Here is a 24,006-nt window from a genome sequence, read left to right on the forward strand (position 1 = left end):
TCCTCAATGATCCTGTTGCAGGCCGCGCTGAATAAGGCAGCCTGCTCGATTTTTTTGCAGCTACCCGGCCCGCTGCCTGATTCTCCGCCGGCCCGGCCAGTGCGCACATGGCTTTGCGGCCCGGGTGGATAACAGCCGCCGGGACACTCGACTACCCCAAAGCACAGCGGGCCGGCGCACTTGCGTACGCCGGCCCGCTGGCTGATTCATGCTACCCTGCGGGCTAGTCCTGCAGCTCGATGCGCGTAAACTTGCTGGCTTTGCTGGTGACCAAGCGCGCCAGGTACAGCCCCTTGCGCAGCTGGCCCTTGGCAAACTCGTACTGGTACACCTGCCCGGCGCGGCCCGATCCTTCGGCTATCACGGCCACCACCAGGCCCTGCATATTCACTACTTCGAGCCGGTAATTCCCGTCCTGCGGCAATTCAAAGGAAATAGTGGTGCGGGCGCCGGCGGGGTTGGGCGCGGCGGTGAGCCCGGCGGCGGCGGGCAACTCGCGGGTACTCGGCGCCAGCACGCCGCAGTCGCCGAGCTTGTCGCCGTGGCTTAGGTGCGCGGCCACGGCGTGCGCGTCGATGCACTGGGTGTTGCCCTTATGACACACCAGCACCTTGCTGTTGCGGTTGCCGCAGCGCACATCCAGTACGGTAATCGTTACCTGGGCCGTGGCCACGCAGCTGTTCACGTCGGTAGCCGTTACGGTAAAGGTGTAGGTACCGGCGGCGGTGGGCGTAAACACCGGGTTGGCAATGTTGGCATTGCTCAGGCCCGCTGCCGGCGACCAGCTGTAGGTGCTGATGTTGACGCCGCTGGCCTGGAGTTGAATGCTTTGCGGGCCGTAACCCAGGAAAATAGTACCCGGAGCGCCGCCGGTATACGCTCCCGCCGTTGGCGTAGCCGTAATCGTGGGCGGCACGCAAGCGTACAGCGGCGGCAGGTCGAAGGCTTCTACCTGGTCGAAGCGGCTGTTGGCCGAGCCTTGACTGGCGCTGAACCCCAGCCCGCGGCGGGCAAACACTTCCCAGATCAGTTTCTGGTTCGCGCCGCCGTAGTTCGCATTATCGGCCGCCAGAATAGCATCGCGGGCATCCACGAAGCCGGGGCCGCAGGGCTGCAGCTTCAGGCCGTCGATGATCAGTTGCATGGCTTTGTTGTTGCCGCCGGTGCCCGCGTACACATTCGGCTCGAAGCCGTAGCGGTCCACAAGCGCCCAGTTCAAATCCCAGAGCATGGTGGCCCACACAAAGCCCACGCCGTGGGGCCGGGACAGCGCCGGATCATTCGTATCGTCGTAGGTGTAGCCGTTGATGGCCATGTCGGTGCTGTAGGGCGCCGGCCGAATGCCGCGGCCGTTGGTGGGCTGGCTCAGGGCATACGTGCCGATGCCGCGCCGCTTGCCACCGGTGTCGCCCGCCTGCATGGTCAGCATCAGCCCAAACCAGTCGCTCCAGCCTTCGCCGCCCTGTTCGGCGTTGCTCAGGCAGCCCGTCACGTTCGGGCCGCCGGTGAGGCGGTTGCTGATGCCGTGGCCGTATTCGTGGGCGATGATGCCGTTGTCCAGGTCGCCGTCCAGCTCGATGCCGCTGCTGGTGGTCCACAGGTACATCTGCATGCGGGGGCGGGCGCCGTCGGCGGGCGTGAAGAAGTTGGCGTTGTTGCGGGTGGTGGGGTCGTTGCGGTCGTCCTGGGCCTCGGCGCGCACGTCGTCGGCCCCGAGGCCGCCGCGCCCGTAGTTGTTGACCTGAAAGTTGCCGCTGGCTTCGTCAAAGCCGTACCGGTACCACACATCGTGCATGATGTTGTTCATGTAGAACAGGTTGGTAGTGGCCGCGTCGCGGTACGTTACCGGCTGCTGCGCGAAGTCGATGGGATAGTCGAACAGCAGCCCAGGCCCGGCGTTGGGGCTGTAATTGGTGCCCCCGCTGTTGTTATTGTTATCCGGGTCCTCGTAGGCGTGCACGTTGTTGCCCCGGGTGATGGTGAACTCGGCCCCGGCCGCGCCGTTGGTATCGTGCCAGCCGTAAAGTGAAGCCGTGGCGTCGGCCTGCGTCGCGCCGACATAGTTGCGCGGGCCGTGGCTGGGGCTTTCGGCCGGCAGCGCGAATACGTTATAGGCGTTGTCGGCCGGCGCCGCGTAGGGCACTAGGGGGGCTGCCGTCCGGGGCGCCAGCAGCTGTTTGTAGCCGGCAAAAGCCCCTACTGATTCGGCGACGTCGAACTCGCAATGCGTAACCAGGTCATCCTGGTCGAGCACTTCGCCGCTGCTGGCGTCCAGCCGGATGTTCCAGGCATTCAGGGCGTCGAGCTTGTAGATAAACACCTCCCAGGCCAGCAGCAGGCTGCCATCGGACCGTGGCTGATACACCAGCCGGGCCGTAATGGGCTCCAGGGCAATGCCGCCGGTGCCGAACCGGGTAAACCGCTCGGCGTCGCCGCTGCTGACGCTGGCCTGGAGCGTTTCCCGCAAACTCAGGTTCAGGTGCCGGGCTGCGGCGGCCACGGCCTGCTTGGCGTCCATCACCCGCAGCGGCTTGTTGGCCTTGCGGGCAATGCCCCGGTAAAAGCGGTTGCCCACGCTCACCACCTTGGCCTCGCCCTGCATGTTTACCGTGCTGATGGCCCCGTGGATGGGAATGCCGCGGTAGCGCTGCTGCAGATACAGGTGGCGCATACCGTTGTGCGCCGTGCGGGTTTCGCTGCTCACCGTCAGGTCGCTTAAATCTTCGTCGCTGACTTGCAGCTGCTGCTTGTGCTCCCGCAAATGTTCCAGGGCGGCCTGGGGCACCGGTTTTGGGGCGGCAGCCCGGTTTTGACTGGTGGCGGTGAGGGTGCCCAGCATTAGGGCTACCAGCAGCACCGGCCGGCGCAGAAGGGGTATGGGGTGTAACATGATAACGGAGTTTGGTGTAGTGGAATGTATATGATTAATATTTAATATTCGAATAGTACTATATATTATACAACCATACTTACATTATGCCAGACCTCGTCAGCAACAGCGGGAAGTTTGGGCCCTGACCCCGCAGCCGGGCTCACGGCGCCGCAACGCAGCGCAGCCACCACCCGCAGCACCCGTTCCGGCCCGCCTGCGCCCCGCGTCAGCTCCCCCGGCGCCCGAACTTCGGCCCCGGGCGTTGGAAGCTATCCGGCAATGACCTAGGTTTAACCCATTGCCTACTCCTCGCCTCACGGATCATGCTCCTTTCCCGTTTCCTGGCCGGCGGGCTGCTGGCCGCCAGCCTGCTTGCCCCGGCCTGCACCTCGCACTCGCCGGAAACCCCGGCCGCCGCGGCCGTGCCCGCCAGCTACTTCGCCGGCGACACCGCCCGCGTGAAAACCGGCGGCGTGCAGATGATTCCCATCAGCACCCCCAAGGGCACTTTTAAGGTCTGGACCAAGCGCGTGGGCCACAACCCGCGCATCCGCCTGCTGCTGCTCAACGGCGGCCCCGGCGCCACCCACGAGTACTTCGAGTGCCTGGAGAGCTTCCTGCCCCGGGAAGGCATCGAGTTCATTTACTACGACCAGCTCGGCTGCGGCAACTCCGACAACCCCAAGGACACCAGCATGTGGAGCCTGCCCCGCTACGTGGAGGAAGTGGAGCAGGTGCGCCAGGCCCTCCGGCTCGACAAGGACAATTTCTACCTGCTGGGCCACAGCTGGGGCGGCATCCTGGCCGCCGAGTACGCCCTCAAGTACCAGCAGCACCTCAAAGGCCTCGTCATTTCCAACATGATGATGAGCGTGCCCGCCTATGGCCGCTACGCCGACGAGGTGCTGGCCCCGCAGCTCAGGCCCGAGGTGCTGCGCGAAATCCGCCAGATCGAAGCGCGTAAGGACTTCCAGAACCCGCGCTACATGGAGCTGCTGCTGCCCAACTTCTACGTCGAGCACATCCTGCGCCTGCCCCTCGACCAGTGGCCCGAACCGGTGAACCGCTCCTTCGCCAAAATGAACCAGAGCCTGTACGTAACCATGCAGGGGCCCAGCGAATTCGGCGTAGCCGGCAAGCTGCTGGGCTGGGACCGAACCGCCGACCTGCCCAAGCTCGCCGTGCCCGTGCTCAGCATCGGCGGCAAGCACGACACCATGGACCCCGCGCACATGCGCATGGTGGCCGACAAGGTGCAAAACGGCACGGCCCTCATCTGCCCCCGCGGCAGCCACATGAGCTTCTATGACGATCAGCCAACCTACATGCGCGGTCTTATCAAGTTCCTCAAGGGCGTTGACCGGGGCGAAAAGGAAGTGGCGCTGTAGATGCCTCAAGCCCCGCTTGCGACGAGTAGTGCCACTAACCGATCGGGCATCCCGGAAAATCTTGCCGTTTTGCTACTCAACCAATAGGAGTAAAACACGCACTAACTGGATAAATACCTGACTAGCGAGGCAAAACGCCCTTCGGCTATTGCCAAACACTATTCGGCAACGAAAAAACACCCTTCGACCAGCGCCAAACACCTCTTGCCAGTCATAAAACACCTTTTGGCTGTCGCAAAACACCTTTCGCGGGCCACAAAACACCTTTCGGCAACCACGAAGCACTCCCCGTCAGCCGCAAAACACTTTGCGCCTAACGCAAAACACCCCTTGGCGCCCGCAAACCTCCTTTCGCCGAGTCCAGCCCCTTCGGCGCTTCTGAACTGATCTTTCGCCGCAACCCTCCGCGCCCCGCTTGTCTGTCCACTGGTCTACCCATTCTCCCATGCGGCTCCCCTACTACCCCGATGCGGCCATTCTGGTGCTGCGGCTTTTCCTGAGCAGCGTGCTGGTGTACGGCGTACTTGACAACATCGTGAGTGCGGAGCGCATGCTGGAGTTTGAGCAGTTTCTGACCCAGCACCGGTTTCCCCTGCCGCCGCTGGCCGCCCGGCTGTCGGTGTACGCCCAGTTTGCCTGCGGCCTGTTGCTGGGCCTGGGCCTGTTTACCCGCCCCGCGGCCCTGGTAGTGGCCGTCAACTTCCTGGTGGCCCTGGGCATGGTGCACTGGGGCCTGCCGTTTTCGCAGAACGTAGCGCCGCTAGCCATGCTGCTGGGCAGCGTCTCGGTGGCCCTCAGCGGACCCGGCCGGTACTCGCTGGCCGCGCGCCTGGCCGCCGCCCGCCCGCGGGTGGCCTAACGGGTCCGGTGCCGCTGCGCGAGTAGCTCGCTTCCCGCGGCCCAACGGCCGGCGCGACCCGGCGTCCGGTTCTGGGTTATCTTTGCGGGCTGCCGACTCCTTTTCCGGGTCGGCAGCCTTTTTTAGACCATTATCCGGCCCAAATCCCTTACCCTGGCTCCCGGCATCAGCGGTCTGCTACCGCCCTAACCCACTTTCCCATGGCCACCCGTCTCAACAAATACATCAGCGAAAGCGGCGTTTGCTCGCGCCGCGAAGCCGACCGCTTCATCGAGCAGGGCGTGGTGTTCATCAACGGCCGCCGCGCCAGCATCGGCGACCAAGTCGAGCCCCACGACAAAGTCGTCGTCAACGGCAACCACATCGAGCCCCGCGCCGCCGAAGACGCCATCTACATTGCCTTCAACAAGCCCCCGGGCATCACCACCACCACCGAGCGGGGCGTCAAAGACAACATCATCCGCTACATCAAGCACTCGGAGCGCATCTTCCCCATCGGCCGCCTCGACAAGGACTCCCAGGGTCTGATTCTGCTCACGTCCAACGGCGACATCGTCAACAAGATCCTGCGCGCCGGCAACCAGCACGAGAAAGAATACATCGTGATGGTCGACAAGCCCATCACCGAGGCCTTTCTGGAAGGCATGCGCCAGGGCGTGCCCATGCTGGGTACCGTCACCCGCAAGTGCGAGGTGAAAAAGGAAACCGACTACATCTTCCGCATCACCCTGGTGCAGGGCCTGAACCGCCAGATTCGCCGCATGTGCGAGTTTTTCGGCTACGAAGTGGTGCAGCTCGAGCGCATCCGCATCATGCACCTCACGCTGAAAGGCCTGGGCGTGGGCGACTGGCGCGAGCTGACGGAAAAAGAGCTGGAAGGCCTGTTCGCCGCCATCGAAAGCTCCAGCGGCACCGCCGGCCGGCGGCGCCCCGGCGCGCGCAGCCCCCAAAAGCTGGCCAGCCAGGAATGGTTGAGCGAGGCTCCCCGCAGTCAGCCCGCCGCCCGCCCCGGCGGCGGGGTCCCGGCCAAACCCAAGGTGGCCGGCCGCGCCGCCGAAGCTGGTGCCAAAGGCCGCCAGCGCACCGCGCCCGCCAAGCCCAAGGCCTCCGCTACTCCCCGCGCCAAGCCCGCCGCGGGCGGCAAGGCCGGTGCCCCGCCCAAAAGCAAGCCCCAGCCCAAAGGCCGCCGCGGCGCGGGACGCTAGCTCTCGGCCGGCCTCACACGATGATGTGAGCAGCGAAAAACGGGGCAACGGTCGGGAGCCAGAAGGAATCTAAGCGCCAGAACGGGGAATGTATCCCCGCCCAACGCTTTTCTTCCTTTCGCTCCCGCAGCCATGCAAACCCAACTCCAGCAGCTTCAGCGCCAGCTTAATTACCTGAAAGCCTACGCTCTTACCAGCAGCCTGCTGCTGCTCTCGTTCACCTTATTCAGTCTCAGCTCCGCCCAGAAAGGCGTTATCCGGGTCAAAGGCATCGTGATTGAAGACGCGCAGGGCCGCGACCGAATTCTGATTGGGGCCCCTATTCCTGACTCACGTCAGCGCGTGCGCACCAACCCTGCCAAGGCGAAGCAGGCCTGGGCCGGGCGCCTGGGGGGCGAAAAGTACATGGCCAACTACGCCACCTACAACCACAGCGCCAACGGCATCGTGTTTCTCAACGAGCAGGGTTTCGACAAGGTAGTAGTGGGCGAAACCATGCCCGACCCCAACACGGGCAAGCGCCTGGTGAAGTCGGCGGGCATGACCTTCAACGATGACCGGGGCTTTGAGCGCGGCGGCGTGGGCGTATCGACCACCGCCGAGGGCAAGACCCGCGCCGTGCTGGGGGTAGACGACCAGGACGGGGAGGCCGTGCACCTGTTTGCGCTGGAAGACGGGACCAAGGGCCTGCGCATCGGCCACGCCCAAGGTCAGCTGTTTTTCGGCAAAACCGCCCCCCACAGCATGATCTTCGAGTCGGACCGGGAGCTGGCCGGGGCGGTAGCCGTCGACCAAACCGGCACGGTGCTCTGGCAGCAAAACACGCTGGTGGGCAAACCCTAAATACCGCCGGGCCGGCAGCTTTCCGCCCCGAGCGCTGCTGATTCGGAATATTAGCTTTCTTTCGGCCCCGCAAACCTTCTCCTGCTTTATGGCCCAGAAACCTTCCAACGCCTTTATTGCCGCCTCCTGGGTGGCCCTGCTCGCCGGCATGACGGCCTTCGTGGTGGGTTTGTGGAACGCGCAGATGGCGCTCAACGAAAAAGGCTACTACTTCACCGTGCTCATGTACGGGCTGTTTTCGGCCGTGTCGCTGCAGAAATCGGTGCGCGACCAGCTCGAGGGCATTGCCGTCACGCCCATTTACTACGGGCTGTGCTGGTTTTCCACCATCCTCACGCTGGTGCTGCTCACGGTGGGTTTGTGGAACGCCACGCTCGCGCCCAGCGAGAAGGGTTTCTACGCCATGTCCTTCCTGCTGAGCATGTTCGCCGCCATTGCCGTGCAGAAAAACACCCGCGACAGCCGCAGTCCCAACTCCCCGGCCGGTCCCGATCAGGCCCCCGCCAACTTTGATCGGTGATGCCTGATCTTGGGCAGGTGCCCGCCTGAAACGCGCCAGCCTCTTACCTTCGGCCCGCCCAAGCAGCCCCGCGCTGCCCCGGCGGGCCGTTTTCGTTGCCACGAACCAGCCCTTTCCCCGACCACAACCCCTCCCGCCGTTTATGCTCCGTACCGACTGGACGCTTGCCGAAGTACACGCCCTCTACCACCAACCCGTGCTCCAGCTCGTGGCCCAGGCCGCCGAGGTGCACCGCCAGCACCAAACCACAGGCGAAGTGCAGGTGTGTACCCTGCTGAGCGTGAAAACCGGCGGCTGCCCCGAAGACTGCGCCTACTGCCCCCAGGCCGCCCGCTACCACACCGGCGTGCAGGCCCACAAGCTGCTGCCCGACGCCGAGGTGCTGGCCGCTGCCCAACGCGCCAAAGACGCCGGCTCCACCCGCTTCTGCATGGGGGCCGCCTGGCGCGAAGTGCGCGACAACCGCGACTTCGACCGCGTGCTGAACATGGTGACGCAGGTAAACGACCTGGGTCTGGAAGTGTGCGCCACCCTGGGCATGGTCAACGAGTACCAGGCCGAGCGCCTGAAAGAGGCCGGCCTCTACGCCTACAACCACAACCTCGACACCAGCGAGGAGCACTACTCGGAAATCATCACCACCCGCACCTACGACGACCGCCTCGGCACCCTGGAAAACGTGCGCAAGGCCGGCCTCTCGGTGTGCTCGGGCGGCATCATCGGTCTGGGCGAAACCGACGAAGACCGGGTGAAGATGCTGCACACCCTGGCCACCCTGCCCCAGCACCCCGAGTCGGTGCCGGTGAATGCGCTGGTGCCGGTAGCGGGCACCCCCCTGGCCGAGCAGCCGCGGGTGAGCGTGTGGGAAATGCTGCGCATGGTTGCCACCGCCCGCATCCTGATGCCCGGCACGATGGTGCGCCTCTCGGCCGGCCGCCAGGAAATGCCCGTCACTGAGCAGGCCCTGTGCTTTCTGGCCGGCGCCAACTCCATCTTCTCGGGCGAAAAGCTGCTGACCACGCCCAACCCCGACTTCGACGCCGACCAGCAGATGTTTGCCCTGCTGGGCCTCACGCCCCGGCAGTCGTTTAAAAACCACGTGCCCGCAGGCGCCACCGTGCTGGCTGGCTGCGGGGCCTGAGTGAATGAGGCACCGGGCGCTTTGCCAGGCCACCACGTATGGACCGGCAGCGTTGTCCCATCCCGGCCCCCAACTACCCGGCAACAGCTCACTCACCCATTCACTCATTCACTCACTCCGCCATTGCCCGCCTCCATGGATATTTCCTTCGAGCTGAACCTGGACTTTGAATACGCCGAGGCTTTGCGCCAGCAGCACGGCTCCCTCGCCGCCCAGGAGCTGATAACCGACCTGGAAGACCAGATCGGTGCCGACGTCAACCGCGTGTACCAGCGCCACGGCGTGCTGCCTGCCGTGGGCGACCGGGTGGAGGTTGACGAGCAGTGGGTGGTGGTCAGCGCCCGCACCTTCGGCCGCGACGGCAGCGTGTGGCTGGCGGTCAAGCGCTTCGAGGCCTGAGCCGCCCCGCCTGCCGCCGATGAGCTCTGCCTCGCCCCTGTTCGGGCGCCTGGCCCGGCACCTGCGGCAGCGCGAGGTGGCCGGCACCCGCCGCCGCCTCGCGCTGCCGCCCGCCGGGCAAATCGACTTCGCCTCCAACGACTACTTGGGTTTGGCCCGCGCGCCCGCCCTGCGGGCCGCCCTGCAGCGGGCCGTTGCCGACGCGCCCCGGCTGGGCAGCACCGGCGCCCGCCTGCTCACCGGCAACTCGGCCCCGGCCCAGGATTTGGAGGCCGACATAGCCGCCTTCCACGGCAGCGAAGCCGCCCTGCTATTCAACTCGGGCTACGCCGCCAACCTGGGCTTGTTTTCGGCCCTGCCCCGGCGCGCCGATGTGATTTTCTACGACGAAGCCTCCCACGCCTCGGTCAAGGACGGCATCCGCGCCAGCTTCGCCACCGCCTACAGCTTCCGCCACAACGACGTGGCCGACCTGCGCCGGCGCCTCGACCAGCTTACCCTGGCAGCCGACGCGGCCGTGTTCGTGGCCGTGGAGGCGCTGTATTCCATGGGCGGCGACGCGGCCCCGCTGCGCGAGCTGGCGGTGGCCTGCACCGCCGCTGGCGCCCACCTGCTGGTCGATGAGGCGCACAGCGTGGGCTTGTACGGGCCGCGGGGCGAGGGACTGGTCACGGCCTTGAGCCTCGACGGGCAGGTGCTGGCGCGGGTGGTCACCTTCGGCAAGGCCCTGGGCGGGCAGGGCGCGGCGGTGCTCGGTCCGGCGCTGCTGCGCGACTACCTGCTGAACTTCAGCCGCCCCTTCATTTACACCACCGCCCCGCCCGACTACGCCCTGGCCCCGCTGCGGGCGGCCTACGCGCTGCTGCCCACGCTGGGGGCCGAGCGCGCCCGGCTGCTCGCGCTGTCGGCCTACGCTCACGCCCAGCTCAGCGGCCTGGGCGCGGGGCACTTGCCGCCCGACTGCCGCGTAATCCTGCCCCTGCGCCTGCCCCATTATTCGGCCTCGCGGGTGCGCGAGCTGGCCGCCGCCGTGCAGGCCGCCGGCTTCGACGTGCGCGCCATCGTGCCGCCCACGGTGCCGCCGGGCCAGCAGTGCTTGCGCGTCATTGTGCACAGCTTCAACACCGAATCCGAAATCGACGGGCTCACGGCGGTGCTGCGGCGGGAGCTGGCCCGCGGGGCCTAAGCCCGGCGCCCGCATTTCCGCCCGAAAGCGCCCGTATTTGCGCCCAGCTGCGCCCCTTCCAACCCTTTCCCGCCACCCATGCCTTCCGCCGACGCCTTACTGCTGCACATCGAGCAATACATCCGGGTGTCGGAAACCTTGCGGGCGGCCTTGCTGGCGCGCGTACAGGCCGCCAGCTACGCCAAGGGCGAGCTGCTGCACGACGCCCGCCACGTGTGCACCCGCAGCGACTTCATTCAGCAGGGACTGGTGCGCCTCTACTATGAGCACGACGGGGAAAAGATAACCGAGTACTTCAGCGCCGAGGGTGAATGGGTGAACTCGCCCAACAGCCTCATAAAGCAAACGCCCGACATCTACTACCTGGAAGCCCTGGAGCCGACGCAGACCCTGAGCTTGCCCGTGCGGGACCTGGGCTACCTGTTCGACAACTTCCCGGAAATGGAGCGCTACGCCCGGTTGTCGATGGGTTCCGTGTTCGGGCACCTGATGGACCGCATTACTTCCCTGCGCTTTACCTCGGCCCGGGAGAAATACGCGCACTTCTGCCGCACTCACCACGATATTCTGCATCGGCTGCCGCTGGGCATGGTGGCCTCCTACCTGGGCATTACCCAGGAAACCCTGAGCCGCATTCGGGCCGACCGGTGATTATTTGACCTACATCAAAGAGGTGGGGGCCGGGCCCGGATAACCTTTGTGGACACCCGCAACCAACCCCTGTTATGCGCCAGTTCCTGCTTTCTTTCGCCTTTTTCCTGGGCCTGCTGCTCGCTGCCCTCCCGGCCGCTTCGGCCCCGCTCGACCTGCAAACTCCCGGTGTGCAAAGCCTGCTGTACGTGGGCTCCGGCCGCCAGCAGCCGCTGCTGGTGGGCCTGGGCGGCTCGGAAGGCGGCAACGCCTGGGCCAGCTCCCACTGGCAGCCCACCCGCGACCAGCTGGTAGCCGACGGCTACGCCTTCCTAGCCCTGGGGTATTTCAAGGCCGCAGGCACGCCGCCGCTGCTCGACCGGATTTCTCTCGACACGGTGTACGCCGCCATCCAGGCCGCGGCCCGGCACCCGCGGGTGAACGGCCGCAAAATCGCGCTGATTGGCGGCTCGCGCGGCGCCGACCTGGCCTTGCTGCTGGCCAGCCGCTACCCCGACATTCGCTGCGTGGTGAGCATCGTGGGCAGCCACGTAGCGTTTCCGGGTCACACGGCCCATTTCACCACCTCGGCCTGGTCGTATCAGGGGCGGCAGCTGCCCTTTGTGCCCGTAAACGAGGCGGCCGTGCCGTTCCTGCTACAGGGCAACCTGCGGGCGACGTTCGCGGCCATGCTCACCGACTCGGCCGCGGTGCGGCCGGCGCTGATTCCGGTCGAAAACATCCGGGGCGCGGTGCTGCTGGTGTCGGCCACCCAGGACGAGGTCTGCCCCTCCACGCCCATGGCCGAGCACATGCTGGCCCGGCTGCAGCGCCGCGGCGTACGCTACCCGCAGCAGCACCTAGCCATCGAAGGCGGCCACGCCGAGCCGCTTAAGCACTTTCCCACCATCATTCGCTTTCTGCACACGAACTTTCCGGCCCGATAAGCCTACCCGCGCTTTTCCCGCCGCTCACCTTCTTCTCCTTGGAACGACTTTTCATCACCGGCATCGGTACCGACGTGGGCAAAACCGTGGCCGCGGCCGTGCTCACCGAAGCCCTGCGGGCCGATTACTGGAAGCCCGTGCAGGCCGGCCTCGAGCCCACCACCGACGCGGCCACGGTCCGCCAGCTGGTCCAGAACCCCATCAGCCAGTTCTGGCCGGAACGCTACCGACTGCAGCTGCCGGCCTCGCCCCACGCCGCCGCCGCTGCCGAAGGCCTCACCCTGCGCCCCACCGATTTTCAATTGCCCGCCACCGCCAACCACCTCGTGGTGGAAGGCGCCGGCGGCCTGCTGGTGCCGCTGGCCCCGGGCTACTTGGTGGCCGATCTGATTCAGCAGCTGGGCCTGGCCGTGGTGGTGGTGAGCCGGCACTACCTGGGCAGCATCAACCACACCCTGCTGACCCTGGAAGTGCTGCGGCAGCGCGGCCTGCCGGTGCGCGGGCTGGTGTTCAACGGGCCCGAGACGCCGGCTTCGGAGCAGGCCATCCTGGAAGCATTTCCGCTGCCGGTGCTGCTGCGGCTGCGCCCCGAGCCAACGCTTACCTCCTCGGTAATAGCTGCCTACGCCGCGCAGGTAAACCTGCCGGCGTAACCGCAGTTTCCTTTCCGCGCCTATTCCGCGCCTGCTTTCCCCACTTATGTCCTTAGCCGCCCGCGACCAACAGGTAATCTGGCACCCGTATACCCAAATGCAGACCGCGCCCGCGCCCATTGCGGTGGTGCGCGGCGAAGGCGCCTGGCTGTACGCCGACGATGGCACGGCCTACCTCGACGCCATTGCCTCGTGGTGGACCAACCTGCACGGCCACGCCCACCCGCACATTGCCGAGCGGGTGCACCGGCAGCTGCAAACCCTGGAGCATGTCATCTTCGCCGGCTTTACGCACGAGCCGGCGGTGGCCCTGGCAGAGGGTGTTCTGCAGATTCTGCCCCCGAACCAAGCCCGGGTGTTTTACTCCGACAACGGCTCGACGGCGGTGGAAGTGGCCCTGAAAATGGCTCTGCAGTACCACCACAACCAGGACTGGCCCCGCCCGCGCATCCTGGCCTTTCGCGACTCCTACCACGGCGACACCTTCGGGGCCATGAGCGTGAGCAGCCGCGGCACCTTCACTGCCCCCTTCGCCCGGCTGCTCTTCGACGTGGACTACCTCGACGTGCCCGTGCCCGGCCGCGAAGCCGAGGTGCTGGCCCAGGCCGCCGCGCTGCTGGCGACCGGGCAGGTGGCCGCCTTCATCTTCGAGCCCCTGCTGCTGGGCACCGCCGGCATGGTTACTTACGAGCCCGGCGTGCTGGACGAGCTGCTGCGCCTGTGCCGGCAGCACGGCACGCTGTGCATTGCCGACGAAGTGCTGACCGGCTTCGGCCGCACCGGCCGGCTGTTTGCCAGCCACTACCTGCGGGAGCAGCCCGACCTGGTGTGCCTGTCGAAGGGCCTGACCGGCGGTACCATGGCGCTGGGTGTTACTACCTGCTCGGCCGCGGTGTACGAGTCGTTTCTGAGCCCGGACCGGCAGAAGACCTTGTTTCACGGCCACTCCTACACCGCCAACCCCGTGGCCTGCGCGGCCGGGCTGGCCAGCCTGGAGCTGCTGCTCGCCCCCGAAACCCGGGCCCACATCGACCGCATAGCCGCGGCCCACGCCGCCCAGGCGCAGCGGTTGGCGGGCCGGCCGGGCGTGCGGGCCGTGCGGACGCTGGGCACCATGCTGGCCCTGGAGCTGGCCGTGCCCGGCGAAGGCACCAGCTACTTCAGCACCCTGCGCGACCAGCTCTACCACCACGCCCTGCGCCGCGGCGTGCTGCTGCGCCCCCTCGGCAACATCGTCTACACCCTGCCGCCCTACTGCACCACCGACCTGGAGCTGGAGCAGATCTACCAGGTGATGGACGAGCTGCGGGAACTGGTTTTGCCAGCCGAGCCCACCGCATGAGCCCTTCCGACCTGCACGTAGTCATCCGCGGCTGGGGCAGCGTGTCGGCCCTGGGCACCGGAGCCGACGCCTGGCTAAACCAGCCCGGTTTCCGGTCCGACGCGGCCACGGGCCTGCCCGTTGGGGCCCTGCCGCCGGCTGCCGAGGCGGCCCTGGAAACCCTGCGCCGCCAGCGGCCAGCCTACCGCAGCCTCGACCGCAGCGTGCTGCTGGCCTTGCTGGCCGCGCAGGCCGCGGCGCAGCGGGCGGGCTGGTCGGCCCGGGACGAGCAGCCGCTGGCAGTGAGCGTGGGCTCGTCGCGGGGCGCCACCGAGCGACTGGAAGCCTACCACGCCGATTTCCTGCATTCCGGCACGGCGGCCCCGGCTTCGTCGCCGCTGACCACGCTGGGCAACGTGGCCAGCTGGGTGGCCGACGCGCTGGGGAGCAGCGGCGCGGCCATCAGCCACAGCAGCACCTGCAGCACGGCGCTGCAGGCCCTGGGCAACGCCGTGGCCTGGCTGCGCGCCGGGCTGATACCGCGCTTTGTGGCCGGCGGTACCGAGGCACCCCTCACGGCCTTCACCCTGGCCCAGATGCGGGCCCTGGGCATTTATTCCGCCCTGCCCGCCGACCAGCACCCCTGCCGCCCGGGCGCCGGCGGCGCCTCAACCTTCGTGCTGGGCGAGGGCGCGGCGGTGCTGGCCCTCGAAGCCGTGGCCGCCGCGCAGCTGCGCCCCGGCGACCTGCTGCTCGAAAGCGTGGGCTTTGGCTTCGAGGCTACCGGCACCAAAACCGGCCTCAGCCCCGAGGGGCGACACTTCCAGCTGGCCATGCGCCAGGCCCTGACGCTGGCCGGCCGCGGGCCCGCCGAGGTGGATTTGCTGGTGCTGCACAGCCCCGGCACCGCCGCCGGCGACGCCGCCGAGCGCGCCGCCGTGGCGCAGGTGTTCAACCCCGCGCTGCCGGCCTGCACCTCCAACAAGTGGCTGCTGGGCCATACCCTGGGCGCTTCGGGCGCGCTCAGCCTCGATCTGGCGCTGCGCCTCCTCCGCGGGCAGCAGGCTCCGGCGCCCCTGCCCTTTGCCAGCTGGCTGAATCAGCGGCCCGCGCCAGCGCACCTGCGGCGGGTGCTGGTGAATGCGGCCGGCTTCGGCGGCAACGCGGCCAGTGCGCTGGTGTCGGTGGTGGCGGCCGGGTGAGTTGGGCGGTGGGGCGGCGGCGAAAAAGCAGTTGCGCCGAAATTTGCAAACCACCGCGCCGCTACCCAGTTTCGTAGACGGTCTGGCCCGCCGGAGTTTCCGCCCAGGCCCGACCCGACTTTCCCTTTCCCATGATTCAACTGCGCTTCCCCGCCTGCCTGCTCGCCGCCGTGCTGTTCTGTGCCGCCCCGCTGCGGGCCCAAACCCCGGCTACGGTTACCATCGACCCCGATATTCAGAAGATGGTGGCCGAAATTTCCGCCGAGCGGCTCAAGGACGACGTCTACAAGATGGCCGCCTTCGGCACCCGCCACACGCTGTCCGACACCAAGAGCAAGAAGCGCGGCATCGGGGCGGCCCGGCGCTGGGTGGAAGACGAGTTCCGGAAGTACGCCAAGGCCAGCGGCGGCCGCCTGAAAGTAGAGCAGGACACCTTCACGGTGAAGCCCGACGGCCGCCGCGTGGACGTTAAAACCGTCATGGCCAACGTGATGGCCACGCTGCCCGGCACCGACCCGCGCGATAACCGCGTGTTCATCGTCAGCGGCCACCTCGACTCGCGCGTGACTGACGTGATGAACCGCACCGCCGACGCGCCCGGCGCCAACGACGACGCTTCGGGCGTGGCCATCGTGATGGAAATGGCCCGGGTGATGTCGCAGCGCAAGTTTCCCTGCACCCTGGTTTTCGTGGCCGTGCAGGGCGAAGAGCAAAGCCTAATCGGCTCGGGCTACCTGGCGCGCAAGGCCAAGGCTCAGAACTGGAACATCGTGGGCATGCTCAACAACGACATCGTGGGCAACTCCCACGGCCACGACCCGGACTTGCACGCCCCCAACCAGGTGCGCGTGTTCAGCGAGGGCGTGCCGGCGAATGAAACGCCCGAGCAGGCCCAGCTGCGCCGCCAGCTTTCCTCCGAAAACGACTCGCCCTCGCGCCAGCTGGCCCGCTACGCCAAGGAAGCCGGTGAGCGGTACGTGCCGGGCCACACCGTGGAGCTGGAGTACCGCCCCGACCGTTTCCTGCGCGGCGGCGACCATACCCCCTTCAACCAGCAGGGCTACGCGGCGGTGCGCTTCTCGGAAATGAACGAGGACTTCACCCACCAGCACCAGGACCTGCGCACCGAAAACGGCCGGCAGTACGGCGACCTGCCCGAGTTCGTCGACTACGAGTACCTGCGCAAGAACACCGGCGTGAACCTGGCTACTATGGCCAGCCTAGCCCTGGCCCCCGCCGCCCCGCAGAACGTGGGCGTACTCACGGCAGGCCTCACCAACCGAACCGAGTTGAAATGGGAAGCCCCGGCCACCGGCCGCCCCCCCGCCGGCTACGTGGTGCTGATGCGCGAAACCTCGTCGCCGGTGTGGCAGCAGCGCTTTCCGGTGCAGGGCACCACGGCCAACCTGCCCCACAGCAAGGACAACTTTATTTTCGGCGTGGCCGCCGTGGATGAGCAGGGCCACGAAAGCCTGCCGGTTATTCCCAAGCCGGTACGGTAAAAAATAACATGCGAGCAGTTTGGCAGCCGGTCATTAATGGTGCAACCAAACTGAGTTCAGGTTCAGTGAAATGCAGCAATTCCCAACCGGACACCAAGCCGGGCTAACCACAGGGTTCTGGTTCGTTTGCCATATCGACGGAGACGTGCTGCACGCCAACGGCTCCAGCCTAGACGGTAAAGAGAGAATATACTTCAACAACGAGTTGGTTTCTGAAAAAAGAAACATAGCCCGGGTTGGCGAGCATGTGTTTGAAGCAAACGGCTCTGTCTACCAAGTCGTCTTTACAGTAGATAGTATTCTTACAGGTGCCATTCAGTGCGCTTTTTATAAAAACGACACCAAGAGGAAAGTCTACTCGTGCCGTTACAAGAAAGGTAAAACTATCAACCTTGGGAGCTTAGGAGTAGTATTTCTGTTGAACCTCGTCTATGCATTCCTGAAGAGGGTTTATGCCCTTCCTCATCAGTTCGATTACGGAATTTGGGCGGCTTCATTTCTATTCATCTTTTTAACCAGAAGGAAGGGAAGATTTGAAATTGAGGAACTACCCATTGCCCATGCATCAGACAACATAAGCACGCTCCCCTCCAATCGCATAAACGAGTGATTGGTTTATAGGCCGTGCAGCCGAACCGCTCGTCATTGGTCAGTGCGGCAGCTTACCTTGCCGCCGCATGCCCAGCCTGACCTACTACCTGACCGCTCTCGTCATCCAACTCAAGGGCCTCAAAAAGACTTTTTCGGAGTCGCCCATCAACTACCACCGGCTGCGCCGCGACGACGCGCCCGTGCCGACCAGCAAGCACACGCTGGGGTTGGTTACCCGCCGCATTCCGCTCGGCCTGGGCACGCTCACGGAGCTGACTCCGCCCAAGCTCAGCCCGCCGGAAAGCGCCATTTTCTACTGCCCCGGCGGTGCGTTCGTGTACGGCCCCACCGAGCTGAACTGGCAGGCCGTGGCTAATCTGGCCCGGCAAACCGGCCGCCGCGCCTACCTGCTCGACTATCCCAAAGCTCCCGAGCACCAGATCGGCACGCTCAACCGCAGCGTCGACGAGGCCTACGCCTACCTGTGCGAACGGTATGCGGCCCGCAACCTTGTGCTGCTGGGCGACTCGGTGGGTGCCACCCTGCTGACGCTGCTCCTGCAGCGCCAGCTGCAGACCGCCGCGCCCGCGCTGCCCAACCGCCTGATTCTGGTGTCGCCGGTAGCCGATGCAAGCCTGAGCAACCCGGCCATTGCCGCCCTCGATGCCCGCGACCTGATGCTCTCCCCGGCGGGGGCGCGCTCGGCCAAGCAGCTGTGCGCCGGGCCGGTAAGCCTGCAAAGCCCGGAAATATCCCCGCTCTACGGCTCATTCCACGGCTTTCCGCCCACCACCGTCTTCATTGCCGAGCGCGACATCATGCAGCCCGACGCCGAGCGGCTGGCCGCGAAAATGACTGCCGCCGGAGTGCCCGTCGGCGTGGTGCGCGGCGCCGGCATGCCGCACATCTGGCCGCTGCTGCCCGTCATGCGTGAAGCCCGCGCGGCCCTCGGCGAACTGGCTGTAGTCATCAGTCAGTCCGCGCATAACCAGCGGCCAGCTCTCAGCCATAGCCAGTAGCCGGTCAGGCTTAAGGGGCACCGGCAATAGTGCCGCCAATGCCGACAGCTCAGTTCGCCAAAAGTTGCTTTATTGAGCTAAAGCTATTCGGTATCAGCAGCGTGGCCCATGCAAACTATCTTCCGGTGTATTTCGCTCCCCTCATGCAGCCTCCTGTTGGGACTGGTAGCCTGCCAGTCTCCGCAGCAGGCTCAAATGGCACTGGCCCACCCGGCTCTGGCCTACGTTGATTCTCTTCCGCATTTGCAAGCCAAGCAGCCCGAAGCAGCACCGGATACGGCGTTGTCGTTTCCCAACCAGGAAAGTTTTGCTGCCCAGGTGTTAACGCCGGGCAGATTCCACGCCGACGAGGTTTGGCCGGAGGCGGGTAAGGCATCCTGGGTCGGGCTTTTCAAGGGCAAAACCGGCTTTTACCTGGCCCAGAGTTCCGTCAGTACGCGGCGGGTGTACGACCCGGTGCTCGACGACAGCCTGACCAGCCGCACCGGCTGGCAAGTCAGCGTTCAGCACCCCGATTCCTGCCTGCTGCTCGTGGCCGGCCCCGGCTACCTGCGTAACCGCCCGGTTCGCCCAGTGGCCTTGTCCCCCAAATCCGTGCTGCCGGGCCGGGAGCTGACGTTTAGCTACGGCAACGGGCGCTACCGCCTGTTTGCCACCGGCCAGCAGCGAGCTTTGCACGGCACCCCGGCCGACGTTGAGATTCGCCACTACCGCCTGTACCTGCAAGCCATGCGCGGCAACCACACGGCCACCGCGCTGCTCGTGGCCCACCCGTCTTTCAACGCGCAGTCGACCTACGTGCTTTTTGCCGGCGACCTGGATGGCGACGCGTTTCCGGACTTCATCCTCGACACCTCCTGCCAGAATAACAGCTTCATTCCCACGCTGTACCTGTCGAAACCGGCCGGCAAGGGGCAGCTGCTCAAAGCCGTGGGCCAGCATGCCTCGGCAGGCTGCTGAAGCCCCGCCTACACCCTGCCCCGCTTGGCCCCGTTCAGGTGCTGGGTCACCGTCTCGCTCAGGGGCGACACGGCGGGGCCGAAGTAGTGGGTCAGGCGGCCGTCTTCGCTGATGAGGTACTTGGCGAAGTTCCAGTCGGGGGCCTGCTCGTTCCAGCCGTTGCGGCGCGCGTCGCTCAGCCACTGGTACACCGGGTGCTGCTGGGGCTGCTTCACCACCACGCTTTTCTTCATCAGGGGAAACGACACGCCGAAGTTGACCTGGCAGAACTGCTCGATGGTTTTGTCGTCGGCTTTTTCCTGCTCGGCAAAGTCGTTGGCTGGGAAGCCCAGTATCACCAGCTCGTCGGCAAACTGCTCCGAGAGCTGCTGCAGCTCGGCGTACTGGCCGGTGTAGCCGCAGTTCGAGGCCGTGTTCACCAGCAGCACCTGCTTGCCCTTGAGCTGCTCAAACGACAGCTCCTGGCCGTTGTTGAGCTGCCCGCCCAGCTGGTAAAAGGGCACCGGCGCGGCCGCTGGCTGCGGGCTTTCGAGCACCTTGCCCCGGTCCGACGACTTGGTCAGGCGCATGATGGCGGGGTAGAGCTTTTTCAGGAGTTTCTGGCGGAAGGAGGCCATAGGGAAGGGTTGGGTAAATCAAACAAAACGGGCCGACGCGACCAGGCTGGCCCTACAAGCGAATTCGGGCCGAAAAAGTTGGCTGCCCGGCCAACCTGCGCCCGCGCCTTCCGGCCAACGAACCGGCTCAGGCCATGGCCTGAGCCAGCAGCTCGTAGGAGCGCAGGCGCGCGGCCGGCTCGTAGATGTGCGACACGGCCAGCAGCTCGCTGATGCCGGTGGCCTGCACAAAACCCTTCAGCTGCCGCTGCACCGTGGCGGCGCTGCCCACGAAGGAGTAGTCCATCATCTGCCCCACGGCCTCGGCCTCCATTTCGCTCCAGATACCCTGCATGCTCGGCACCGGCGGCTGCAGGGGCCGCGAGGTGCCGCGGATGATGTTCAGGGCCAGCTGGTGAAACGAGGTAGCCAGGCTCTGGGCCTCTTCGTCGGTGTCGGCGGCAATGACGTTGACGCAGGCCGCGGCGTAGGGCTGGGCCAGGTGCTCGGAAGGGCGGAAATTTTCGCGGTACAGGTGCAGGGCCGCCTGCAGGTGGGTGGGCGCGAAGTGGCTGGCAAAGGCAAAGGGCAGGCCCAGCCAGCCGGCCAGCTGCGCGCTGTAGGTGCTCGAGCCCAGCAGCCAGATGGGAATGTCGAGCCCCTCGCCCGGCACGGCCCGAACCTTGCTGTGCCGGTTGTCGGCCGAGAGGTACTGCTGCAATTCCTGCACGTGCTGGGGGAAGTCGTCCACGCTGCCCTGCAAGTCGCGGCGCAGGGCGCGGGCCGTGAGCGGGTCGGTGCCGGGGGCGCGGCCCAGGCCCAGGTCGATGCGGCCGGGGTAGAGCGTGGCCAGGGTGCCAAACTGCTCGGCGATGATGAGCGGGGCGTGGTTGGGCAGCATCACCCCACCCGAGCCCACCCGGATGGTGGCCGTGCCGCCGGCAATGTAGCCGATGAGCACCGAGGTGGCCGAGCTGGCAATGCTGGCCATGTTGTGGTGCTCGGCCAGCCAGAAGCGCCGGTAGCCCCAGCGTTCGGCGTGCTGGGCCAGCTCGAGGCTGTGGCGGAAAGTATCGGCGGGGGTGTGGCCTTCCCGAATGGCCGCCAGGTCCAGAATGGACAGCGGCAGCGGGGAAGCGGAAAAAGCGGGGGCGGGGGTGGTCTGCTGCATAAGCCCCTTAAACCGCCCCGGCCCACGAGTTGTTTGCCCGCCGTCCCCACGGCCAATCCCCGCCCATCCGCGCCGCCCAATTGGGTAGCGCGTTGCAGCCCACCCGGGTCCGCCGCCGGAGCAGCCCCCCGTCGCGGGCTGCAACAAATATTCTGCAACATTTTATTTTGTTGCGGAATATTTGTTGCAAACCCGAAACACACGGGCTGAAACAATTTAAATTGTTGCAAAAGATTTGTTGCAACGCCCGGGTGGGGCTGTGCCCCCTTCTTCTCCCGGCTTTCCGGCGGCCGCCAGCCGCGGGTGTATCCCTTCCTCGACGGGCGGCCGCAAGCCGCGGCCGGGCTTGCTACTGATCCGAACGGGCCCGGGCGGCGGCCCGCCGGCTAGGCCGGCTGGGGCTGGTACTTGGTTTTGATAAAGTCCAGCAGCTCGGGCAGCTGCTCGCTGGGGTTGGTGGCCAGTCCCTTCCACACCGCGTCGACCAGCAGCAGCAGCAGCTGGGCCTCGGCCGCGGGCTGAGCGTAGCCCAGTTTCCCGAAGGCCTGCTCGAGCAGGGGCGGCAGCGGCTGCAGAAAGCGCGCGTGCTGACGCCGGGCAAACTCCACGTCGGCGAGCCGGGCCTGCAGCTTCCAGAACTCGGGCTCTTCCCGCACCAGCACCAGCGGCAGCTCAATCATGCGGTGCACGAACAACAGCGGGTCGGTTTCGGCCAGGCGGCCGCGGATGCGCTCGACCACGCGCTGGTAGCCGGTGGTGACCACGAAGGCCAGCAGCTGCTCCTTGGTGCCAAAATGCTTGAAAATAAGCGCCTCCGACACGCCCGCCTCCCGCGCCAGCTGCTGGGTCGACACGTGCTCGTAGCCCTTGTCGGCAAACTGCAGCAGGGCGGTGCGGGCAATGAGGTCCTTGCGGCTGCCCGGGGCGGGAATCTTCGAACTGGTTTTCATGTGCTCAGGGGCGGGCTCCGGCCCGGCGCAAGTTAAGCGCCCAATCAACACGGTCGGCCGCGCCGCGGCCGCCGGCCGGTTTTCCACCCGCCGGTTTCCGGCCCGGCCCGGGGCCGGGCATTACCTAAATGTTCCTATTTTAGTTGGCCGGCGGCGGTGGTCCGGGCGTGGTGCCGCGGGCCGCGGGCGTTTATTTGCCGGAAATCAGGGGCGGCGCTGCCCGAACCCGCGGAAGATTATCAACCTTGCAGCCCGCAACCGGTATACGGCCTTACCCGCCAAAGGACAATTCGCTGTTCAACTCACCCGTCCCGATGAAGCACTTGCTACCTCACCTGCGGCTGCTGGCTTTGCTGGCCGCTCTGCCCCTCGCGGCCGGGGCCCAGACCGCCGAGCGCCGGACCAGCCTGGGCCTCAACCTCAGCGCCCTGCAGTACCAGGGTGACTTCGGCTCGGACTACTGGAAGATGGAGCGCAGCAGCTACGCCCCGGGGCTGGCCATCAACCAGTACCTGGGCCGGGGCATTGACTTGAACACGCAGCTGTTTTTCGGGGAGCTCAGCGGGCGGCGCGACGACAAGACCCACTTCAACACCACCCTGGTGAATGCCAACGCGGGCTTCAAGTTCAAGCTCAACAACGGCTGGGTGCTCAAGCAGAACGCGTTCTTTCAGCCCTACCTGCTGGCCGGCTCGGGCTGGACCTACGCCAGCCGCTCGGGCATGTTCGACGGCAAGCGCATCGACCTCGACAAGGGGTACGTGGATGTGTTCGGCGCGGCCGGCATCAGCCTGCGCTTGGGCGGGGGCGTGAGCTTGTTTGTGCAGTCGGGCCAGCACCTGCCCCTGAATGCCAACCTCGACGGCATAAGCGAAACCGAAACCCCGCGCTGGGCCGACCGCTTTCTGCAGCACACCGCCGGCCTCACCTTCAACCTGGGCCAGGCCCCCGACGCCGACGAGGACGGCGTACCCGACCGCCTCGACCGCTGCCCCAGCACCACCCCCGGCGTGGAAGTAAACGCCACCGGCTGCCCGCCCGACGGCGACGGGGACGGCGTACCCGACTACCAGGACCAGTGCCCCACCGACGCGGGCACGGCTGAGCTGCGCGGCTGCCCCGACCAGGACGGCGACGGCGTGGGCGACGCGGAAGATGCCTGCTCGGAAGTGCCCGGCAAAGTAGAGCTGCAAGGCTGTCCCGACGCCGACAACGACGGTGTGCCCGACCAGGAAGACCAGTGCCCCGACACCCCGGCCGGCGCGCAGGTGGATGCCCAGGGCTGCCCCTCGCCCACCGAGGCCAACAACGACACCGACGGCGACGGCGTGGCCAACGACGTGGACCGCTGCCCCAGCAGCCCCGGCCCGGCCAGCAACCGCGGCTGCCCCGAAATCCGGGCCGACGTGCGCCAGCGGCTGAAGGAAGCCACCCAGTTCATCGGCTTCGAGCTGAACCGTGCCACGCTGCTGCCCTCCTCCTACCCCACGCTGGACAGCCTGGCCCAGCTGCTGCGCCGCTACCCCGACTACACCCTGAGCATTGCCGGCCACACCGACAGCCGCGGGGCGGCCGCCTACAACCTGCGCCTCTCGCGCGAGCGGGCCGCCGCCGCCCGCGACTACCTGCTCACCCGCGGCATTGACGCGGCGCGCGTGGCCCTGCGCGGCTACGGCGCCCAACACCCCCTGGCCGACAACGCCACCGATGCCGGCCGCAGCCGCAACCGCCGCGTGGAGTTTGATTTGTTCCTGACCGGCGACCCGAACGCGGCCGAGGCCAAGTATGGCCCCGAGCCCACGGCGCCCAGCCCGGCAACCCTCAAGAAGGCGACTCCGGTAAAGAAAGCACCGGCGAAAAAAATCCCGGCCCGGAAAGCCCCCGCGCGGAAGGCCCCGGCTAGAAAAGCGCTGAGTCCATCCGCCCGCGCCACCAAAGCCCCGACCAAGGCCGCGCGGCCGGCCGGCAAGGCCAAGGTTCCGACCAAGAAGCCCGCTAAAGCCCCCGCCCGACCGGGCGCGCGCCCAGGTCAGCGGTAAAGCCGGCTCGGT

22 protein-coding genes are annotated in these 24,006 nt (G+C 66.4%); 18 read left to right on the forward strand and 4 right to left on the reverse strand.

Going from position 1 to position 24,006, the window contains the following annotated elements; all coding sequences use genetic code 11:
* Nucleotides 1-223: 223 nt before the first annotated feature.
* Nucleotides 224-2,890, reverse strand: a complete 2,667-nt coding sequence (locus tag ACE191_RS07025; protein ID WP_400191477.1) for a M36 family metallopeptidase — start codon at nt 2,888-2,890, stop codon at nt 224-226.
* 305 nt (nt 2,891-3,195) lie between these two features.
* Between ACE191_RS07025 and ACE191_RS07030 the strand changes: the two genes are divergently transcribed.
* From ACE191_RS07030 to ACE191_RS07110, 17 genes are all read left to right on the forward strand, one after another.
* Nucleotides 3,196-4,260 carry a proline iminopeptidase-family hydrolase gene (locus tag ACE191_RS07030; RefSeq protein ID WP_400191478.1) on the forward strand — a complete coding sequence of 355 codons (1,065 nt, stop codon included), beginning with the start codon at nt 3,196-3,198 and terminating at the stop codon, nt 4,258-4,260.
* A 445-nt stretch (nt 4,261-4,705) separates the two neighbouring features.
* Complete coding sequence (locus tag ACE191_RS07035; protein WP_400191479.1) at nt 4,706-5,119, forward strand: DoxX family protein; 414 nt, start codon at nt 4,706-4,708, stop codon at nt 5,117-5,119.
* Between the two features lie 200 nt (nt 5,120-5,319).
* Complete coding sequence (gene rluF / locus ACE191_RS07040) at nt 5,320-6,324, forward strand: 23S rRNA pseudouridine(2604) synthase RluF (RefSeq protein WP_400191480.1); 1,005 nt, start codon at nt 5,320-5,322, stop codon at nt 6,322-6,324.
* A gap of 132 nt (nt 6,325-6,456) precedes the next feature.
* Nucleotides 6,457-7,167 (forward strand): hypothetical protein, encoded by a 711-nt coding sequence (locus ACE191_RS07045; protein WP_400191481.1) that lies wholly within the window; start codon nt 6,457-6,459, stop codon nt 7,165-7,167.
* An 88-nt stretch (nt 7,168-7,255) separates the two neighbouring features.
* Nucleotides 7,256-7,687, forward strand: coding sequence for an inner membrane protein YiaA (yiaA, locus tag ACE191_RS07050; RefSeq protein ID WP_400191482.1), 432 nt, complete (start codon nt 7,256-7,258; stop codon nt 7,685-7,687).
* A gap of 142 nt (nt 7,688-7,829) precedes the next feature.
* Entirely contained in the window at nt 7,830-8,828 is a 999-nt protein-coding gene (bioB, locus tag ACE191_RS07055; protein WP_400191483.1) for a biotin synthase BioB, read from the forward strand.
* A 135-nt stretch (nt 8,829-8,963) separates the two neighbouring features.
* Nucleotides 8,964-9,227, forward strand: coding sequence for a hypothetical protein (locus tag ACE191_RS07060; RefSeq protein WP_400191484.1), 264 nt, complete (start codon nt 8,964-8,966; stop codon nt 9,225-9,227).
* A 19-nt stretch (nt 9,228-9,246) separates the two neighbouring features.
* A complete protein-coding gene (locus ACE191_RS07065; protein ID WP_400191485.1) occupies nt 9,247-10,413 on the forward strand; it encodes an aminotransferase class I/II-fold pyridoxal phosphate-dependent enzyme in 1,167 nt (388 codons plus the stop codon).
* Between the two features lie 78 nt (nt 10,414-10,491).
* On the forward strand, nt 10,492-11,064 hold the full coding sequence (locus tag ACE191_RS07070; RefSeq protein ID WP_400191486.1) for a Crp/Fnr family transcriptional regulator: 573 nt from the start codon (nt 10,492-10,494) through the stop codon (nt 11,062-11,064).
* Between the two features lie 74 nt (nt 11,065-11,138).
* Nucleotides 11,139-11,990 carry an acyl-CoA thioester hydrolase/BAAT C-terminal domain-containing protein gene (locus tag ACE191_RS07075; protein ID WP_400191487.1) on the forward strand — a complete coding sequence of 284 codons (852 nt, stop codon included), beginning with the start codon at nt 11,139-11,141 and terminating at the stop codon, nt 11,988-11,990.
* 38 nt (nt 11,991-12,028) lie between these two features.
* Complete coding sequence (bioD, locus tag ACE191_RS07080) at nt 12,029-12,643, forward strand: dethiobiotin synthase (RefSeq protein ID WP_400191488.1); 615 nt, start codon at nt 12,029-12,031, stop codon at nt 12,641-12,643.
* 46 nt (nt 12,644-12,689) lie between these two features.
* Complete coding sequence (gene bioA, locus ACE191_RS07085) at nt 12,690-13,985, forward strand: adenosylmethionine--8-amino-7-oxononanoate transaminase (RefSeq protein ID WP_400191489.1); 1,296 nt, start codon at nt 12,690-12,692, stop codon at nt 13,983-13,985.
* Nucleotides 13,982-15,166: a beta-ketoacyl synthase N-terminal-like domain-containing protein gene (locus ACE191_RS07090; RefSeq protein ID WP_400191490.1), complete on the forward strand. Its 1,185-nt coding sequence runs from the start codon at nt 13,982-13,984 to the stop codon at nt 15,164-15,166. The genes bioA and ACE191_RS07090 overlap by 4 nt, the downstream gene beginning before the upstream one ends.
* Nucleotides 15,167-15,297: 131 nt before the next feature.
* The gene (locus tag ACE191_RS07095; protein ID WP_400191491.1) at nt 15,298-16,668 is read left to right on the forward strand and encodes a M28 family peptidase; all 1,371 of its coding nucleotides are present in this window, start codon (nt 15,298-15,300) and stop codon (nt 16,666-16,668) included.
* Nucleotides 16,669-16,813: 145 nt separating this feature from the next.
* The gene (locus ACE191_RS07100; protein ID WP_400191492.1) at nt 16,814-17,278 is read left to right on the forward strand and encodes a hypothetical protein; all 465 of its coding nucleotides are present in this window, start codon (nt 16,814-16,816) and stop codon (nt 17,276-17,278) included.
* 67 nt (nt 17,279-17,345) lie between these two features.
* Entirely contained in the window at nt 17,346-18,278 is a 933-nt protein-coding gene (locus ACE191_RS07105; RefSeq protein WP_400191493.1) for an alpha/beta hydrolase, read from the forward strand.
* Nucleotides 18,279-18,521: 243 nt separating this feature from the next.
* Nucleotides 18,522-19,238, forward strand: coding sequence for a hypothetical protein (locus ACE191_RS07110; RefSeq protein ID WP_400191494.1), 717 nt, complete (start codon nt 18,522-18,524; stop codon nt 19,236-19,238).
* Between the two features lie 8 nt (nt 19,239-19,246).
* Here the strand turns inward: ACE191_RS07110 and ACE191_RS07115 are convergent, their stop codons facing one another.
* The 3 genes from ACE191_RS07115 to ACE191_RS07125 all read right to left on the reverse strand — a co-directional run bounded on the left by ACE191_RS07115 (nt 19,247) and on the right by ACE191_RS07125 (nt 21,955).
* On the reverse strand, nt 19,247-19,855 hold the full coding sequence (locus ACE191_RS07115) for a glutathione peroxidase (protein ID WP_400191495.1): 609 nt from the start codon (nt 19,853-19,855) through the stop codon (nt 19,247-19,249).
* A gap of 127 nt (nt 19,856-19,982) precedes the next feature.
* Nucleotides 19,983-21,005 (reverse strand): LLM class flavin-dependent oxidoreductase, encoded by a 1,023-nt coding sequence (locus tag ACE191_RS07120; protein WP_400191496.1) that lies wholly within the window; start codon nt 21,003-21,005, stop codon nt 19,983-19,985.
* Nucleotides 21,006-21,391: 386 nt separating this feature from the next.
* Nucleotides 21,392-21,955: a TetR/AcrR family transcriptional regulator gene (locus ACE191_RS07125; RefSeq protein ID WP_400191497.1), complete on the reverse strand. Its 564-nt coding sequence runs from the start codon at nt 21,953-21,955 to the stop codon at nt 21,392-21,394.
* A gap of 314 nt (nt 21,956-22,269) precedes the next feature.
* Here ACE191_RS07125 and ACE191_RS07130 point away from each other — a divergent pair, with 314 nt between their 5' ends.
* Complete coding sequence (locus tag ACE191_RS07130) at nt 22,270-23,994, forward strand: OmpA family protein (RefSeq protein WP_400191498.1); 1,725 nt, start codon at nt 22,270-22,272, stop codon at nt 23,992-23,994.
* The last annotated feature ends 12 nt before the right edge of the window (nt 23,995-24,006 follow it).

The sequence above is a fragment of the Hymenobacter sp. B81 genome (genome assembly GCF_044628455.1).
Classification (GTDB): domain Bacteria; phylum Bacteroidota; class Bacteroidia; order Cytophagales; family Hymenobacteraceae; genus Solirubrum.